Annotated in this window: 11 protein-coding genes and 3 pseudogenes; 8 read left to right on the top strand and 6 right to left on the bottom strand. The window is 72.6% G+C overall.

Annotated features, from left to right (window positions below; all coding sequences use genetic code 11):
* The first annotated feature begins 150 nt into the window (after nt 1-150).
* Complete coding sequence (locus E6R62_RS04385) at nt 151-336, top strand: DUF5999 family protein (protein ID WP_136211506.1); 186 nt, start codon at nt 151-153, stop codon at nt 334-336.
* A gap of 158 nt (nt 337-494) precedes the next feature.
* On the opposite strand, the gene E6R62_RS04380 is transcribed toward E6R62_RS04385, so the two are convergent.
* Both E6R62_RS04380 and E6R62_RS04375 read right to left on the bottom strand, forming a co-directional pair.
* Complete coding sequence (locus tag E6R62_RS04380) at nt 495-2,510, bottom strand: NB-ARC domain-containing protein (RefSeq protein ID WP_136211504.1); 2,016 nt, start codon at nt 2,508-2,510, stop codon at nt 495-497.
* A 151-nt stretch (nt 2,511-2,661) separates the two neighbouring features.
* Nucleotides 2,662-3,624 (bottom strand): fibronectin type III domain-containing protein, encoded by a 963-nt coding sequence (locus E6R62_RS04375; protein ID WP_240801462.1) that lies wholly within the window; start codon nt 3,622-3,624, stop codon nt 2,662-2,664.
* A gap of 217 nt (nt 3,625-3,841) precedes the next feature.
* Here E6R62_RS04375 and E6R62_RS04370 point away from each other — a divergent pair, with 217 nt between their 5' ends.
* A complete protein-coding gene (locus tag E6R62_RS04370; RefSeq protein WP_136211500.1) occupies nt 3,842-4,036 on the top strand; it encodes a hypothetical protein in 195 nt (64 codons plus the stop codon).
* A 235-nt stretch (nt 4,037-4,271) separates the two neighbouring features.
* Nucleotides 4,272-5,783: a hypothetical protein gene (locus E6R62_RS04365; protein ID WP_240801474.1), complete on the top strand. Its 1,512-nt coding sequence runs from the start codon at nt 4,272-4,274 to the stop codon at nt 5,781-5,783.
* 40 nt (nt 5,784-5,823) lie between these two features.
* Here E6R62_RS04365 and E6R62_RS04360 read toward each other — a convergent pair whose 3' ends face one another.
* Nucleotides 5,824-6,477, bottom strand: a complete 654-nt coding sequence (locus E6R62_RS04360) for a cytochrome b/b6 domain-containing protein (protein WP_136211498.1) — start codon at nt 6,475-6,477, stop codon at nt 5,824-5,826.
* Nucleotides 6,461-7,183: a molybdopterin-dependent oxidoreductase gene (locus E6R62_RS04355; RefSeq protein WP_240801473.1), complete on the bottom strand. Its 723-nt coding sequence runs from the start codon at nt 7,181-7,183 to the stop codon at nt 6,461-6,463. Before E6R62_RS04355 ends, E6R62_RS04360 begins: the two co-directional genes overlap by 17 nt.
* Before the next feature lie 1,525 nt (nt 7,184-8,708).
* On the opposite strand from E6R62_RS04355, the gene E6R62_RS40650 reads away from it, so the two are divergent.
* The 3 genes and pseudogenes from E6R62_RS40650 to E6R62_RS04335 all read left to right on the top strand — a co-directional run bounded on the left by E6R62_RS40650 (nt 8,709) and on the right by E6R62_RS04335 (nt 11,462).
* The gene (locus E6R62_RS40650) at nt 8,709-9,143 is read left to right on the top strand and encodes an SAV_915 family protein (RefSeq protein WP_240801461.1); all 435 of its coding nucleotides are present in this window, start codon (nt 8,709-8,711) and stop codon (nt 9,141-9,143) included.
* Between the two features lie 32 nt (nt 9,144-9,175).
* Nucleotides 9,176-9,816, top strand: a pseudogene (locus E6R62_RS04340) (hypothetical protein).
* Nucleotides 9,817-9,938: 122 nt separating this feature from the next.
* Nucleotides 9,939-11,462, top strand: coding sequence for an aldehyde dehydrogenase family protein (locus E6R62_RS04335; RefSeq protein WP_136211496.1), 1,524 nt, complete (start codon nt 9,939-9,941; stop codon nt 11,460-11,462).
* On the opposite strand, the gene E6R62_RS04330 is transcribed toward E6R62_RS04335, so the two are convergent.
* Together E6R62_RS04330 and E6R62_RS40645 are read right to left on the bottom strand one after the other, a co-directional pair.
* Nucleotides 11,459-12,580 (bottom strand): hypothetical protein, encoded by a 1,122-nt coding sequence (locus tag E6R62_RS04330; protein WP_206308642.1) that lies wholly within the window; start codon nt 12,578-12,580, stop codon nt 11,459-11,461. The genes E6R62_RS04335 and E6R62_RS04330 overlap by 4 nt on opposite strands.
* A 151-nt stretch (nt 12,581-12,731) precedes the next feature.
* Nucleotides 12,732-12,956 (bottom strand): annotated as a pseudogene (locus tag E6R62_RS40645) (hypothetical protein); the annotation flags it as partial.
* Between the two features lie 33 nt (nt 12,957-12,989).
* On the opposite strand from E6R62_RS40645, the pseudogene E6R62_RS40640 reads away from it, so the two are divergent.
* Nucleotides 12,990-13,756 (top strand): annotated as a pseudogene (locus E6R62_RS40640) (DUF5829 family protein); the annotation flags it as partial.
* Between the two features lie 159 nt (nt 13,757-13,915).
* Complete coding sequence (locus tag E6R62_RS04320) at nt 13,916-15,982, top strand: discoidin domain-containing protein (RefSeq protein ID WP_136211494.1); 2,067 nt, start codon at nt 13,916-13,918, stop codon at nt 15,980-15,982.
* Nucleotides 15,983-16,040: the final 58 nt, after the last annotated feature.

The following is a 16,040-nucleotide window of genomic DNA, read 5'->3' as shown; positions in this document are numbered from 1 at the left end:
CATGGTAATCGGGCATACACACCCTGAACTCGACCGCGAATATGGGTTCCGTCAGGGGGCGGCGATCGGTAATACTCACCGCCACCGTGGATCGCGGATTCGACCGGGTGACCACCGGCCCTCCCGCCCCACACTGCGAGGAGGTGCGCCATGTGCTCCCACCAGCCCCCCTGCCCGTCCGCCGACAGCGCCGACCACGACGCTGCCCGCACCGTGGCCTTCCACCCCGAACAGGGATGGAGCCTGCTCTGCAACGGTCTGGTGGTGTTCGACGACACCGGGGAGCTGCTCCCCGACGGCCGCACGGTGGAACCCCGCCGACCGGCCCTGGTCTGAGCCAGGAGGCAGCATGCGCCAGCAGCTGATCCGCAAGCCCGTCCCCAAGCCCGCCCCCCGAGACCTGGACCTGCGGACCCCGTCGGGCAGACCCCTCCCGTACTGACGGCGGCCCGTCCGCCGCCGGTCCGGGACCCGGGGCGTCCGCGGGCGCGCGCTCAGGCGGTCGCCGCCGCCGCGCCGCCCCGGAAGGCGCTCTCGTACGCCGCGTCGCCGATCGCGGCGCGGGCCCGCCGCTCTCCCTCGTCGCGCAGCGCCGTCAGCGAGGGGGAGCCCATCTGCGGGCGCCCCACGGTGCGCCACCAGGCGTGCCCGGTCCCCAGCAGCCGCGCCGCCAGTTCCCCGTCGCCCAGCCCCGCCACGGCCGCGGCGAGCAGGTCCAGGCCGAGCGCGATGCCGAAGCGGTCTCCCAGCAGCCGTTTTCCGGACAGCATGGCCCGGGCGTGTCGGGCCGCCTCCCCGTGGTCGCCGACGCCCAGCGCCGCCACGGCCAGGAGGTAGTCGGCGTAGGCGCGCAACCACCTCTCACCGAGCGCCGCGCACGCCTCGCGCAGACCGCGCGCTTCCTCGGCCGCCTCCTCGAACCGCCGCTCGTCGCACAGCGCGTAGCCGGTGGCCAGCCGGCACAGCAGCCACCCCGTCCCGTCCGGCCGGCCGCCGCGGGCGGCCCGGGCCCGGGGCCCCGCCAGCCCGAGCGCCCCCACCGGATCGCCCGGCATCATCACCGCCACCGCGCGCAGGTAGGCGGCGCGCAGTTCCGGCTCCGGGTCGCCGAGCCGGGACGCCTCCAGGGCACACCGCCGACCGAGCTCCACCGCCGCGTCCATGTCGCCCCGGGCCAGGGCCGTCAACCCCAGCGCCCACAGCGCCCGGGTGTACGCCGGCCCGCTGCGCGGACCCGCCGTGAGCGCCCGCTCCAGGAAGCCGCGGCCCTCGTGGACGCGCCCGCAGGCGGCCCAGAAGAACCACAGCGCCCCGGCCATCTCCTGCGCCGCCGCCGGATCGGTGCGCAGCAGGTGCTCCAGGGCGGTGCGCACCTGCGCGTGCTCTGCGCTCATCCTGCGGTACCAGTCGACCTGCCCCGGTCCCATCCAGCCCCGCTCCGCCGCGTGGCACAGCGCCGCGTACCAGTGGGCGTGCCGGTCCGCGACCGCGCGCAGCTCCCCGAGTTCGCTCAGCCAGTCGCGCCCGTACTCCCGGATAGTGTCCAGCATCCGGTAACGGGTGCCCGAGCCTCGCTCCTCGATCCGCCGGACCACGGACTTCGCCACCAGCCCGGCCAGCACGCGCTCCACCCGGGCGGCGGGCAGCGGGCCGCCCGCGCAGACCGCCCGGGCCGCGGCCACGTCGAAGTCGGCGGTGAACACGGACAGTCGGGCCCACAGCAACCGCTCCACCGGCTCGCACAGCTCATGGCTCCAGCCGATCGCGGTCCGCAGGGTCTGGTGGCGCGGCAGCAGCGCCCGGGCGTCGGTCAGCACCTCGAACCGGGCGTCCAGCCGCCGCACCATCTGCTCCAGCGTCCACGTCCGCATCCGCGCCCCCGCCAGCTCCAGGGCGAGCGGGATGCCGTCCAGCCTGCGGCACACCTCGGCGGCCAGCAAAGCTCGTTCGGGATCGCGGAACGCCTCGGCGGCCGCGGGCAGCGCGGCGACGGCGCGGGCGCGGAACAGGGCGAGGGCGTCGCTGTCCGGTTCCCCGTACGGCAAGGGGCGCACCTCGAAGACCAACTCGCGGGGGCTTCCCAGCGGTTCGCGCGAGGTGACGAGCACCGTCAGCCCGGGCGCGGATTGCAGCAGTTCGCCGACGAGGTGGCGGCACGCGGGAATCAGGTGCTCGCAGGTGTCGAGGACCAGGAGCAGTTCCTTGTCGGCCATCCACGCGCACAGTTCCTCGTCGAGGGGGCGCGCGGTGTGGTCCGCGAGCCCGACGGCGTGCGCCACGGTCGTGTTGAGCAGACCCGGATCGCGCAACGGGGACAGCTCGACCCACCAGACCCCGTCGCGCCGGGGCCGGCCGGTCGCCGCGGCGCGCAGGGCGAGCCGGGACTTGCCGACGCCGCCCACGCCCGTCATGGTGACCAGCCGACGGAGGTCCAAAAACCCGCGCAGCTCCCCCAGTTCGCGCTCCCGTCCGATGAACCCCGCCGACTCCGGCGGCAGGTTTCCCGGCACGGCGCGGAAGTCTGGCCCAGGCGCGCCACCTGCGGAGTGTGCCTGATTGTTGTTGACCGAGTACTCACCGAACACGGATGTATTGTGCGTGATCTTCTTTCGTGGCCATGCCGTTCGCGCCAGAATCACCACCGGATCTCAAGCCGGTCGCTCAACCGGCGAGGGCGGTCCGTCGCTCCGGGGTGAAGGCGCCCCAGGTGCCGTCGGGCAATCTGGCCCGCAGTTTCAGGGACCAGACCGTACCCGCCGGCTCGGTGGTCGTCAGCCGGTACTCCACCTTTCCGCGCGGAACGGCGCCGGCCCCGAACCGGATGACGGTGACGGGCTGTCCGTTGACGTAGAGCTGGTATTCGTCGGTCTGGCGCCCGATGTCGGGCGCGGTCCAGGACAGGGCGACGACGCCCGGGGACGGCAGCGCCGTGAAGTCGGACGGCGCGGTGTCCGGCCCCCGCTCCGGGGCGGGGGCCGTGGTCACCTCGGCGACCGGCCCGTCGGGAGAGGTGTTCTCGGAGCCGTCCCGGGCCCGGACGGTGAACTCGTAGCGGGTGCCGGGCTGGAGGCCCGTCAGGGTGGTGGAGGTCTCGCCGGGGCCGACCGTGTGGACGCGGACACCGCCCTGGTAGACGTCGTACGCCGTCACGCCCGTGTCGTCGCTCGCCGGCGCCCAGACGAGCCTGGCCGAGCGGGGACCGTCGGCGCGGCCGGTGGTGGTGGCCGGGGCGGTGGGGGCCCGGTGGTCCTCGCTCCGCGCGGCGGGGGTGGTGACCCGGGCGGCCGCGCTGAGGGCGGAGCGGTGCCCGGCGGCGTCCTTCGCCCGGACGGTGAAGGCGTAGGCGGTCAGCGGCCTGAGCCCGGTGACGTCCACCATCGTCTTCTCCGCGGGCAGGTCCCGGACCAGCCGGTCGGCCTCGAACAGCTGGTACCCCGTCACCGGTGTCCCCCCGGAGGCGGCCTCCCACATCACATGGACCGAAGTCGCGCTGCCGGCCTGGGCGGTGACCCCGACCGGGGCGGCCGGCGGTCCGGCCCCGCCCCCCGAGCACGCGGCCAGGGTCAGACACAGGGCGAGCGTGGCGGAGGTCCGCCCCGGGTGGTGTCGCGCGCTGTCTCGCACGGGGAGCGCCTTCCGCCGCAAGCCTCGTAAAGGTCTAGACATATATGGCACGTCGGGTGGCGGCCCGGCAAGCCCCGGGCGCCCCCCGGGGTCCCGTCGCAGGACCCGCGTAGGCCCCGCGCGGGTCACGCAGGGTCAACACCCGTACGGCGGACGCGTGTTTTGCCCGAGGAACCCCTCGGCTGCGCCACCATGGCGGCGCCCGAAGGAGGCTTCGATGGTGATTTCCCTCTCTGTGATCGTCCTGCTCCTCGTCCTCGCGTGGATCTTCCTGCGGGGCGGGGGCCTCAAGTTCTCCCACGCCCTCGTCTGTGTCCTGCTCGGCTTCTACCTCGCGAGCAGCAGCATCGCCGCGACCATCCACAGCGGACTCGCGGCGACGGCGAGCGTGGTCTCCGGCCTGAACCCCTGACCCAGTCCCGGCCGTCGGGACCTCCCGACCCCGTTGTCCCGCGCGGTGATCCACTGTTGCGCGTTCGTGAATCATCCGGCTCCTCCATGGACTCCTCCGACCGTTCGACCTAGCGTCTGGCGGCGGCGCGATGTCAGACGTTGTGTCAACACAACGGTTGGGAATGGAGGAAGCCCGGATGTTCCGAAGAGCGCTGAACTGCGCTGTGGTCCCCGCCGTCGCCGTGTTCGTGGCGATGTACGGTATCTCCCCGGCGCAGGCCGAGGAGATACCCAAGGCCCCCGGCCACCGCCTGGTCAGCCAGTACGACGGTGGTCCGGCCACCGCCGTCCCGCTGCCCGGCGAAGCCCCGCCGCAGCACCCCTACCTCGCGCCCAACGGACGCAGCGGCATGCACTCCGACGCCGCGGGCAGCGCCACCTCGCCCTGGTCCGGCCCGCTCGGCAGGAATCCCCGGGTCACCAGCGAGAAGATCGCCACGCTGGGCGGCGAATGCGCCACCGCCACCTTCGACAAGGCCGGCCGCCTCGTGACCGTCTGCGGCACCTTCTCCGGCTTCAAGGTCAAGCTGCTCGATCCGCGAACCCTGGCCACCCTGGCCGAACACCAGCTCCCGCAGCGCTCCTCGACCGTCGAGGCGATCACCTCCCTCGACTTCTCCAAGATCTTCAAGGACACCTCGGGCGGCGCCTACTTCTACCTGGACGACCAGGACCGCGCCGTGCTGGCCGACTCCCGCCAGCACGTCCTGCGGCTGGCCCACTCCCAGAACCCGGACGGGAGCTGGAAGTTCACCGTCGACGCGGACTGGGACCTCACCGGCCACGTCCCCCACGACTGCGTCGGCTGGACCAACCTGTGGCCGAGCGGCACCTGCGACCCCGTCACCTCGGTGATGCCCGACTGGGACGGCCGCATCTGGTGGGTCACCCGCCGGGGACGCGTGGGTACCGTGGACCCGGCGACCTCCCTGATCCGCTCCGTCCGCCTCGACGGCGAGGAGATCCAGAACTCCTTCTCGGTCGCCCGGGACGGCGTCTCCATCGTCAGCGATCACGCGCTGTACAGCTTCCGCGCCGCGGCGGACGGCACGCCCGAGATCCAATGGCGCCAGACCTACGACCGGGGGACCGGAACCAAGCCCGGGTCGGTCAACCAGGGCTCCGGCACGACCCCGGACCTCTTCGGTGACGGCTACGTCGCCATCACCGACAACGCCGACGACCGGATGAACGTCCTCGTCTACCGGCGGGGTGTGGACGTCCCGGCGGACCGGCGGCTGGTCTGCGAGGTCCCGGTCTTCGGCTCGGGTGCCTCCACCACCGACAACTCCCTGATCACCTGGGGCAACAGCATCGTCGTCGAGAACAACTACGGCTACGAGAACCCCACCAGCCTGCTGCTCGGCAAGTCGGTCGTCGGCGGGGTCAGCCGCATAGACGTCCGCCCCGACGGCAGCGGCTGCGACACGGTCTGGCAGAGCGCCGTCCGTTCCCCCTCGGTGGTACCCAAACTGTCCACCGGCAACGGGCTGCTCTACTTCTACGAGAAGGAACCCAATGCCTGGGGCATCGACGCCTGGTACCTCACCGCGGTGGACTTCCGCACCGGTGAGCGTCGCTGGCGGCAGCTGACGGGCACCGGCCCCCTCTACGACAACAACTGGGCGCCGATCACGCTCGGTCCCGACGGTACGGCCTACGTCGGCGTGTTCAACGGCATCGTCGCGGTACGCGACGGGAGCTGACGGGCCCGGGCGGCGGGCGGCGTCGTGGGAGCGCCGCCCGTCACCCGCCGTGCCGCCACAGCGGATGCTCGCGCTCCGCCCACCTCCGGTCGACGGAGCCCGTGCGCAGGCCGCGCCGGGCCTCCGGATCACGCACGGCCATGCCGATGTGTCCGGCGATGACGACGCCCAGGGTCAGGGCGAGCCAGTCGTGCACGAAGGTGGCGCCGGTCCGCAGGACCAGCGGGGCGAGGCCGGTCAGCCACATCAGCAGTCCGGTGCCCAGCATCACCAGGACGGCACCGGCCGACCAGCCCGCGTACAGCTTCTGGCCGGCGTTGAACTTGCCCGCCGGCCGCTCCCGCCCCCCGCGCAGCGTGCTGCGCAGCCAGATCCGGTCGTGCGGCCCGAACCGCCCCAGGCGGCCGAGGTCGGCGCGCACGGCGCGCGACGCCAGGCCGAACAGGACCGGAACCGCCAGCAGGAGCCCCGACCACTCGTGAACGGTGACCACGAGATGGCGCCGCCCCACCAACTCGGCGAGCGGCGGCAGGTAGAGGCACCCGGCGGAGGCCACGCACACGCCCATCAGGGCGGCGGTGGTCCGGTGGACCCACCGCTGGGAGCGGCCGAACCGGTGTACGCGCCGGAGGTCGGCCCGAGGCCGTTCAGCCTGCGGCCGTTCGGACGGGGCTCGTTCAGACGGTCGGGGCATCGTCGCGTCCGTTCGATCTGCCGACCCACGCGTCGACGTCGTAGCCGAGTCGTTCCCAGTAGCCCGGTTCCACCTCGTCGGTGACGGTGATCCCGGAGAGCCACTTCGCGGACTTGTAGAAGTACATGGGGGCCACGTAGAGCCGCGCCGGCCCGCCGTGGGAGTGGCCCAGCGGTTCGTCCTGCATGCGCAGGGCCACCATCACGTCGTCCCGGCGGGCCTGCGGAAGGGTGAGGCTCTCCGTGTAGGCGCCGTCGAAGCAGCTGAACCGGATGGCCCGCGCCTGCGGGCGCACCCCCGCCGCGTCGAGCAGCGTGGACACCGGAACGCCCTCGAAGGACGTACCGGGGACGCGCCAGCCGGTGACGCACTGGACGTCCCGGACCACGCGGGTCTGCGGGAGCCGGCGCAGGGCGTCCAGATCGTACGTGGCCGGCCGCTCGACCAGCCCGTCGACGGTCAACCGGTAGTTGTCCGGGCCGCGTTCGGGGACGGAGGAGGCGACCGAGTAGTACCGGAACCCGCCGCCGTTCGGCAGCAGCCCCGTGAGCCCCGTCGGGTCCTTGTCGGCGGCCGCGCCGAGCGCGGTCTCGACACCGCGCTGCAGGACGGGCGCCGCCAACAGGCCGGCGGCGCCGAGCCCGACCATGCCGAGGATCAGCCGCCGGCCGACCGGGCTGCCGGTCCCGTCGGGGTCGGGGCCCAGGTCCGGGTGCGGGTCGGTTCCGGGCGGGGGCGGCCCGATCTGCTCTTTGCTCACGCGCCGATTGGACCACCGAAGTGCGCCCGCCACCAGGGGCGACGCGGCGACGTCAGACTTCCGTCACATCCTGATCCGACGCCGGCGCGAGATAGCGCATTCGCTACCTGAGAGTCTCGATTCGCGCCGTAATTGCGTCGCTAAGGGCCTGTTAGAGCCCGCCGGTGCAATGCGGATGAGTACGGCGAACCGGCTGTTTCCCGCCCCCACCACCCCGTGGCCCTTCCCGCGCGGGTCGACACACCGGCCCGCCCGCCCTCACCGACCGCGCTCGGCACCTCCGTGGGCACGGCGTCACCGCACATCCCTTCCGTACCGCGTTCCCCATCGCGCATCCCTCAAGGGAGACTCCATGAACAAGGGGCTTCTGCTCCGCCGTGCAACCGGGAAGGCGCTCGTCATCGGCGCCGCGCTGGCCCTGGGCATACCGGCGACCGCGTACGCCAACACCGTGAGCGTGACGGTCAAGACGCCCGGAGCCACGTCCGGGCCGGCCGCCGCCTTCGCCGAGATCTCGACCCACGCGGACTGTTCCGGCGGCCTCGTCGCCGGCGGCGGCGTCAACCAGGCCATCGACCGGCACATCGTCCAACGGCAACAAGATCAACGGTACTTCGCCGAGTCCCGACGGCTCCATCGAGTACACCGGCTCGACCGGCGTCGCCGGGACGGACGTCACGCATTGGCTCGGTATCGGCGGCAGCGGCGGCGCCGTCAACGCCTCGTTCTCGGCCCGTGCCTCGCGTCGAACCGCTCCGGCCCGCTCACGGTGGGCGCCGACCAGGCCGTCTGCGTTCCTCCGGCGGCAGGCAATCGGGTCCCGTCACCCTCCGGCCCGGCGGCGCGCCGGCCGTCCTGGACGGTGGGATCACCGGCCCGGTCTCGGTCGAGGGCGCGCGTGCCCTCACCGTCTGCCGGTCCACGCTGACCCGCCCCGTCAGCGTGCGGGGCAGCGCCGGTGGGTGCTGCTCGGTTCCGACGAGGACGGGGACGAGGGCGGCGACGAGGAGGGCGGTGGGGACACGGGAGCCTGCGGCGGCAACCGGATCACGGGTCCCGTCAACCTGGGCGCCAACACCGGGGGAGTGATGCTGGTGGCCAACCAGGTCACCGGTCCGCTGCGCTGCGAGGGCAACGCGCCCGCGCCGCACCAGGCGGACAGCACCGTCGCCGGGCCTCGCTCCGGCCAGTGCGCTGAGCCGGCCCGGCACCGGGCGACGCATCGGATGACGTCTCGCCGGGCAGGGCCCCACGCCCCGCCCGGTCGGACGGGCGGGGCGTGGGGCACCTCGGGGGCCGCGGCGCCCGCGGCGGCCCGCGTAAGGAGTCCGTCAGGGCCGGACCGTCGGCCGTCAACACGGCGTCAGGGGGCTCCGCGAGCCGGGGCGCCACGCATAGCGTCGGGGAGTGCCCCGGACCGCCTCCCCGCGCCGGGGCGCAATCCCACCGAGGGTCCTCCAGGAGGAAACCCATGGCAGCGCTCTTGCACGGCGAAGACCCCGAACCCAGTGAACGGGGCCCGGCCGGACCGCTCTTCGTGCCCGTCCGGCCGGGACCCGCGGGGTACGCGGCCCGCGTCTTCCGTACGCCCCTCGGCGGCCGTACGGCGGTCGGCTTCACCACCCCCGACCGGCTGTCCGCCGCCCTCGGCCCCGACCAGCGCTGGACGCGACTCGCCGAACCCGCGTTGCGGGCGCTGGTCCGGCCGCTGGGCGTCACCACCGTCACGGTCGACCCTCTGCTGTGCATCCCGCGCTCCGCACCGGGACCCCGCGACGCGGCCGCGACCTCCGAGGCGGGGGTCCGCGCATGCGACGCGGCCCCGGCCGCCGAACCCGTCGGGGCGTTCCCGGCCCGCGTGGACGCGGAACCCGTGGGGGCGGCCCCCGTCCCGCGGATCGGCTGACGGCGCGCACGCGGAGAAGGGACACCCACGCCATGACCACCCGGCACGTACCGCCCTGGCCCCTCCCGGCCGCCCCGGACGGCCTGTCCGTGTGGCCCGCCTCGGCCACCCGGCTCCCCGGCGGCGGGCTCGCCGTCGCCGGAGTCGCACTCGCCGAGATCGCCGACCGCTTCGGCACCCCCGCCGCCGTCCTGGACGAGGCGAGGTGCGCGCACGCTGCCGCCGCCACCGCCGGGCCTTGCCCGACGCCGACGTCCTCTGCGCGGCGAAGGCGTTCCTCTGCCGCGCCCTGGTGCGCCGGGTGGACGAGGAAGCCCTGGGCCTCGACGTCCGCGCGGCCGGCGAGTCGGCACCATCCCGGCCGGCCCGCCCCGTAGGGGTGCGGTAGCGCCCCGGCTGATCGGACGCCGTTCGTCCGCCCCGTCCGACCGGGAGACCGTGGTGGGCGGCACTTCGAGGCGGGTGACGTGATCGCCGCCGGCGCCGAACTCCCGCGAGGGGTGCCCCGGTGACCTGGCGGCGGTCCCGGGCCGGCGCCTACCGGCTCTCGATGGCCTCCGGCTACGACCTGGTCGGACGGGCCCCGGTGGTCGCCGTCGCCGACGGTCGGGCCCGGCTGCTCGTGCGGCGGGAGTCGCTCCCCGGCGTCCGGGCCCGCGACGCAGGTCTGTGACCGGTGCCGGACGCGGGGGACCGGGAAGTCGGCGTCCGTGCAACGTCGACGCAACCTCCCCGCCCCTACCCTTCCCCCGAGCGCCGGCCGACGGCGGCCCGCGCCCGGCAAGGGGAGGAACCATGACCCGTTACGCCGCGCCCGGTACCGAGGGCGCCCTCATGTCGTACGCGTCCCGCTACGACCACTTCATCGGTGGCGCGTACGTACCGCCCGCCCGGGGCGAATACTTCGGCAACCCCTCACCGGTCGACGGGCAGACCTTCACCGAGGTCGCGCGCGGCACCGCCGAGGACGTCGAGCGCGCTTTGGACGCCGCGCACGCGGCCGCGCCCGCCTGGGGCCGCACGTCGGTCACCGAGCGCTCCGCGATCCTGCTGCGCGTGGCGGACCGGATGGAGCGGAACCTGGAGGCCCTCGCGGTCGCGGAGACCTGGGAGAACGGCAAGCCGGTCCGCGAGACCCTGGCCGCGGACCTGCCGCTGGCCATAGACCAGTTCCGTTACTTCGCCGGTGCCCTGCGCGCCCAGGAGGGGGCGCTCAGCCAACTCGACGACGACACGGTCGCCTACCACTTCCACGAACCGCTCGGCGTCGTCGCGCAGATCATCCCGTGGAACTTCCCCATCCTGATGGCGGTGTGGAAACTGGCGCCGGCGCTGGCGGCCGGGAACACGGTGGTGCTCAAGCCGGCGGAGCAGACTCCCGCCTCCGTGCACTACTGGCTGAGCCTGGTGTCCGACCTCTTGCCTCCGGGCGTGGTCAACGTCGTCAACGGCTTCGGGGAGGAGGCCGGGAAGCCGCTCGCCTCCAGCCCACGCGTGGCGAAGGTGGCCTTCACGGGGGAGACCTCCACCGGGCGGTTGATCATGCGGTACGCGGCGGAGCACCTCAAGCCGGTCACCCTGGAACTCGGGGGCAAGAGCCCCAACCTGTTCTTCGACGACATCTGGTCGACGGACGACGACCTGCGCGACAAGGCGCTGGAGGGCTTCACCATGTTCGCGCTCAACCAGGGCGAGGTATGTACCAGCCCCTCGCGCGCGCTGATCGAGCACGGACGCTACGGGGACTTCCTCGACGCCGCCGTCGCCCGCACGGAACTGATCGAGGCGGGCCACCCCCTGGACACCCGAACGATGATCGGCGCCCAGGCCTCGGAGGAGCAGCTCAAGAAGGTCCTCTCGTACGTCGAGATCGGCCGGCAGGAGGGTGCCAAGATCCTCACCGGCGGTGAGCGCGTGCGATACGGCGGCGAGTTGGCGGGCGGCTTCTACGTACAGCCGACGATCTTCGAGGGCGACAACCGGATGCGGATCTTCCAGGAGGAGATCTTCGGTCCGGTGGTGTCCGTGACCTCCTTCCGTGACTTCGACGACGCGGTACGGATCGCCAACGACACGGCGTACGGCCTGGGCGCCGGAGTGTGGACCCGGGACATCAACACGGCCTACCGCGCGGGCCGCGCCATCCAAGCCGGCCGGGTCTGGACGAACTGCTACCACGCCTATCCCGCGCACGCGGCGTTCGGCGGCTACAAGCAGTCCGGCATCGGCCGCGAGACCCACAAGATGATGCTGGAGCACTACCAGCAGACGAAGAACATGCTGGTCAGCTACTCCCCGAAGAAGCTCGGCTTCTTCTAGTCACCGTCGTCGTCCAGGATCATCTGGCGACGTTGCTGTTCGCGCTTGGAGTAGGCGGCCGCCCGGATCGCCTCGTCGCTCTCCAAGCCCGATCCGAGCGCGCCGCCCACCGTGGCGACCGAGGCGACGAACCAGGACAACGTCCAGTACTCCGTGCCGTGCAAGGGGGTCCGCGTCACGGAGGTGAACACCTGGTCGGTGAGGATGAACAGCGCGAACACCAAGTTGATGACGATCAGTCCCGCGTAGCAGACGAGCACCCCGATACCCACGGTCATGATCGTCGAGGCGTTGTAGAGCCTCGCCCTCTGCCTCGCCTCTCTGGAGGCCTCCGCCGATCGATGCCACAGCTGCGCGTCCACGATCAGCCAGCCGATCATGAGCGCGACGGACCCGACCATGGCGATCACGAGACGCGGCACGCTCAGGGACTCGGACAGGCTCCAGATGGTGGAGTTCACGGTGGCGACCGCTCCCGTGGCGAGTGCGGCAGCCAGGGCTTTCGACAGGCCCGGCACCAGGCGCCACGGCCGGTTGGCGCGGACCATGCCGACGAGCACCCTCAGGTAACCGCGCGGCCCGCTGACGACGTACCGGAGATCAGCGGTCTCCTCCTCACCGACCGGGCCCGGGCGGATGGGCGCGAGACGACCGGCGAAGGCCCCCAGCAGCGGCGGAGCCTGCGAGGGTCCTTCCGCCCCGGTGGCCCGCGCACGCGCCAGGCCGAGCACGGCTTCTTCCACGACCCGCCGGGCCCTCGTCGGCAGACGCCAACCCCCCAGCGTGGGAAGGGACAGCAGCGCCAGGCCGTGTGCGTGGCTCAGGTCCACAACGAGCTTGCGCCCGTGCGAGTGCAGCGGAAGGTCGGTGAGGGCCACCACGATGTCCCAAGGCTCCGCCTCTCCGCGGTCGATGATCCGGCGCATCAGGGTGGCCAGGTCCTCCGTTTCCGCGGTGAAGGGCTCACTGACCACCTCGACCTCGAACCGTCGCCCCCCGTCCGACTTGTCGGCGAGCCGCGCGGGAAGCATCCGGGCCATGCGCTCCGCGATTTCCGTGGGCGCGTCCGGATCCGCCAGGAGGGCCACGACCGTGACGTTCCGGGGCGACACCCGCATGACTGTGCCCTTCTCGTCTGCTGCCCCCGCGACCGCAAGTGTCCACAGGATGCCCCCGAGGCGGCGCCGACGCCGCGTGACACACCGCCCCCGCCGGCAGGTGCCGGCGGTACGGCAGATCGTCTCCCGGTCCGTCCCGGCAGGGTCGGCGTCATCCCGGAAGGGTCGGCATCGTCCCGGAAGGGTCAGTGCCGGGCCACGGGCCGGCCCGCCACCGTCGAGGCCGCTCGAGTCCGGCGGTGCGGACGAGGTTGCCCTTCTTCTCCCGGTGCTCGTGTACGAGGCGGATCGCCATGGCCCCCTCACCGGCCGCCGCGGCCACCCGTTTGACCGGGCCGCTCCCGCCCGGTCCGGTGGGCGCGGCGCGAAGGCCGGGGAAGCCGCGCTCGGCGACCTACGATCACCCCCCATGTCGCTTCGCCGTGTGGTGCGCGTCCTCCTCGTCCCGGTCGCGGCCCTGACCTTTCTCGGCCGGTGGCGCCACGAGCGCCGCGTCGGCCGACGGGAACAGAACGCCGACCGGTCGGCAACCGCTGTTCTTCAACCACGCCTACGGTGTCTTCGACCGCGAGACCGCCGACGCCGTCGAGCACTCCGCCTACCTGCGGGACTTCGCCGACTTCCAGGTCCGCACCACGACCGGATCGGGCGGGGAGACCTGGACCGGCCGCTACCTCATGGGACACGAGACGTATCTCGAACCGTTCGGGGTCGGTGACGTCCGCGGCCGGGACGGAACCCTCGGCGCCGGCGGAACGGGCCTCTCGGTCGAACGCGCCGGCGACCCGGCCAGGGTGACCCGACACCTGCCCCGCCACGGCGTCCCCGACCCGGTCGCCTTCCTCCAGACGCGGGACTTCGGGGACGGCGGGTGCGTGGTTCGACGCCGTCCTCACCACCGACCAGTACGACGCCCTCGGCGCCTGGGGCATGGAATACCGGCCGGAGTGCTTCGCCGACCCGCGCGGCCACACCGAGCCGCCCTCGTACCCCGGCGACATGGGCCCCGAGCGGTACCTCTCCGACGGATACCGTGATCATCCGATGCGGGACGTGACCTCGATCCGCCTCGCGGTCACCGCACGCGACCTCGCCGACACGGTGCCGTTGCTCCGGGCCGGCGGCCTCGCCGTCCCGGAGGTCGGAGGCGGAGGCGTGTCGGCGCAGGGCGGAGGGGCGGACGGGGCGTGCCCACACGCGGGCAGCAAGGTATCCGACGATCCGTCAGGTCAAGCGTCCCGGACTCTTGACTCTTGTGGCGGCAGTCGGGATTCTCGGGGAACCTTGCGCGGGACATGACAATGCACCCGCCGTCCACCGACCGGAGACATGGTGATGGCCGTGACCCGACAGCCGCACATCGGAGGCAGGCCGATCGCGGTCCTGTCCTTACTCCTCGCCATGCTCGCCATGGTCCTCGGCCCCACCCAGGGGGCCGCGGCGGCCGACCCCGACTGGTGGGACCCGGTGGCCCGCCCGGCGCCGGACTCCGCGATCAACGTCACCGGCGAGCCCTTCAAGGGCACCGACGCGCAGGGCAACGTACGCGGTTTCGTCGACGCCCACGACCACATCATGTCCAACGAGGGCTTCGGCGGACGACTCATCTGCGGCAAGCCCTTCTCCGACCTCGGTGTCGCCGACGCCCTCAAGGACTGTCCCGAGCACTACCCCGACGGCTCCCTCGCCGTCTTCGACTTCATCACCAAGGGCGGCGACGGCAGGCACGACCCCACCGGCTGGCCCACCTTCAAGGACTGGCCCGCGCACGACTCCCTGACCCACCAGCAGAACTACTACGCCTGGATCGAACGCGCCTGGCGCGGCGGCCAGCGGGTGCTCGTCAACGACCTCGTCACCAACGGGGTCATCTGCTCGGTCTACTTCTTCAAGGACCGCGGCTGCGACGAGATGGCCGCCATCCGGCTCGAAGCGCAGAAGTCGTACGACATGCAGGCCTTCGTGGACAAGATGTACGGCGGACCCGGAAAGGGCTGGTTCCGGATCGTCACCGACTCCGCGCAGGCGCGTGAGGTCGTCAAGCAGGGCAAGCTCGCCGTCGTCCTCGGCGTCGAGACCTCCGAGCCGTTCGGCTGCAAGCAGATCCTCGACGTGGCCCAGTGCAGCAAGCAGGACATCGACCGCGGCCTGGACGAGCTGTACGGGCTCGGCGTGCGCAGCATGTTCCTGTGCCACAAGTTCGACAACGCCCTGTGCGGCGTCCGCTTCGACGAGGGCGCCCTCGGCACGGCCATCAACGTCGGGCAGTTCCTGTCGACCGGCACCTTCTGGCAGACCGAGAAGTGCGCCGGCCCGCAGCACGACAACCCCATCGGCCTCGCCCCCGCGCCACAGGCGCAGGGCGAACTGCCGCCGGGCGTCGCGGTCCCGACCTACGCGGCCGACGCCCAGTGCAACACCCGAGGACTCACGGCTCTGGGCGAGTACGCGGTTCGCGGCATGATGAAACGCAAGATGATGCTCGAAGTCGACCACATGAGCGTCAAGGCGGCCGGCCAGGCCTTCGACATCCTGGAAACCGAGTCCTACCCGGGCGTCATCTCCTCGCACAGTTGGATGGACCTCGGTTGGACCGAGCGGCTCTACAAGCTCGGAGGGTTCGCCGCCCAGTACATGAACGGCTCCGAGGGCTTCAGCGCGGAGGCGAAGCGCACACAGGCCCTGCGCGAGAAGTACAACGTCGGATACGGCTACGGCACCGACATGAACGGCGTCGGCGGCTGGCCCGGCCCGCGCGGCGCGAACACCCCGAACCCGGTGAAGTACCCCTTCCGCAGCACCGACGGCGGCTCGGTCATCGACCGACAGACCGCCGGACAGCGCACCTGGGACCTCAACACCGACGGAGCCGCGCACTACGGACTGGTCCCGGACTGGATCGAGGACATCCGCATCGTCGGCGGCCAGGGCGTCGTGGACGACCTCTTCCGCGGCGCCGAGTCGTACCTCCGCACATGGGGCGCGTCCGAGCACCACCAGGCCGGCGTCAACCTCGCGGCGGGCGCGGCGACCAGCGCCAGCACCTCCGAGTGGAACCCGTTCACCAGCTACGCGCCCGGCCGGGCGGTCGACGGAGACCGGGGGACCCGCTGGGCCAGCGACTGGAGCGACGACCAGTGGCTGAGCGTCGACCTCGGCTCCCAGAGGCTCGTCAAGCGCGTCACGCTCGACTGGGAACGCGCCTACGGCAGGGCCTACCGCATCGAGACCTCGGCCGACGGCAGCAACTGGCAGACGGTCTGGTCCACCACCACGGGTGACGGTGGCCTCGACACCGCCCGGTTCGCGGGCGTCCCGGCGCGTTTCGTCCGCGTCCACGGGCAGGGCCGCGGCACGCAGTGGGGCTACTCCCTCTACGAGGTCGGCGTCTACAGCGGCTGACCCCGCGGGGCGCGCGTCCGGGCGGCGCGGGCCCAGTGAGCGCGTAGGAAAGGAACAC

Origin of the sequence: Streptomyces sp. A1136, from assembly GCF_004795055.1 — a bacterium.
Taxonomy (GTDB): domain Bacteria; phylum Actinomycetota; class Actinomycetes; order Streptomycetales; family Streptomycetaceae; genus Streptomyces.
Note: the sequence above shows the minus strand (reverse complement) of the source record. Positions and strands in the feature narration are given on the sequence as shown.

Bases quoted from the DNA above. Each gene is read 5' to 3' on its own strand.
- E6R62_RS04370 (WP_136211500.1), top strand. From the start codon at position 3,842: ATGGTGATTTCCCTCTCTGTGATCGTCCTGCTCCTCGTCCTCGCGTGG.
- E6R62_RS04335 (WP_136211496.1), top strand. From the start codon at position 9,939: ATGACCCGTTACGCCGCGCCCGGTACCGAGGGCGCCCTCATGTCGTAC.
- E6R62_RS04365 (WP_240801474.1), top strand. From the start codon at position 4,272: ATGTACGGTATCTCCCCGGCGCAGGCCGAGGAGATACCCAAGGCCCCC.
- E6R62_RS40650 (WP_240801461.1), top strand. From the start codon at position 8,709: ATGGCAGCGCTCTTGCACGGCGAAGACCCCGAACCCAGTGAACGGGGC.
- E6R62_RS04385 (WP_136211506.1), top strand. From the start codon at position 151: ATGTGCTCCCACCAGCCCCCCTGCCCGTCCGCCGACAGCGCCGACCAC.
- E6R62_RS04320 (WP_136211494.1), top strand. From the start codon at position 13,916: ATGGCCGTGACCCGACAGCCGCACATCGGAGGCAGGCCGATCGCGGTC.
- E6R62_RS04330 (WP_206308642.1), bottom strand. From the start codon at position 12,580: ATGCGGGTGTCGCCCCGGAACGTCACGGTCGTGGCCCTCCTGGCGGAT.
- E6R62_RS04360 (WP_136211498.1), bottom strand. From the start codon at position 6,477: ATGCCCCGACCGTCTGAACGAGCCCCGTCCGAACGGCCGCAGGCTGAA.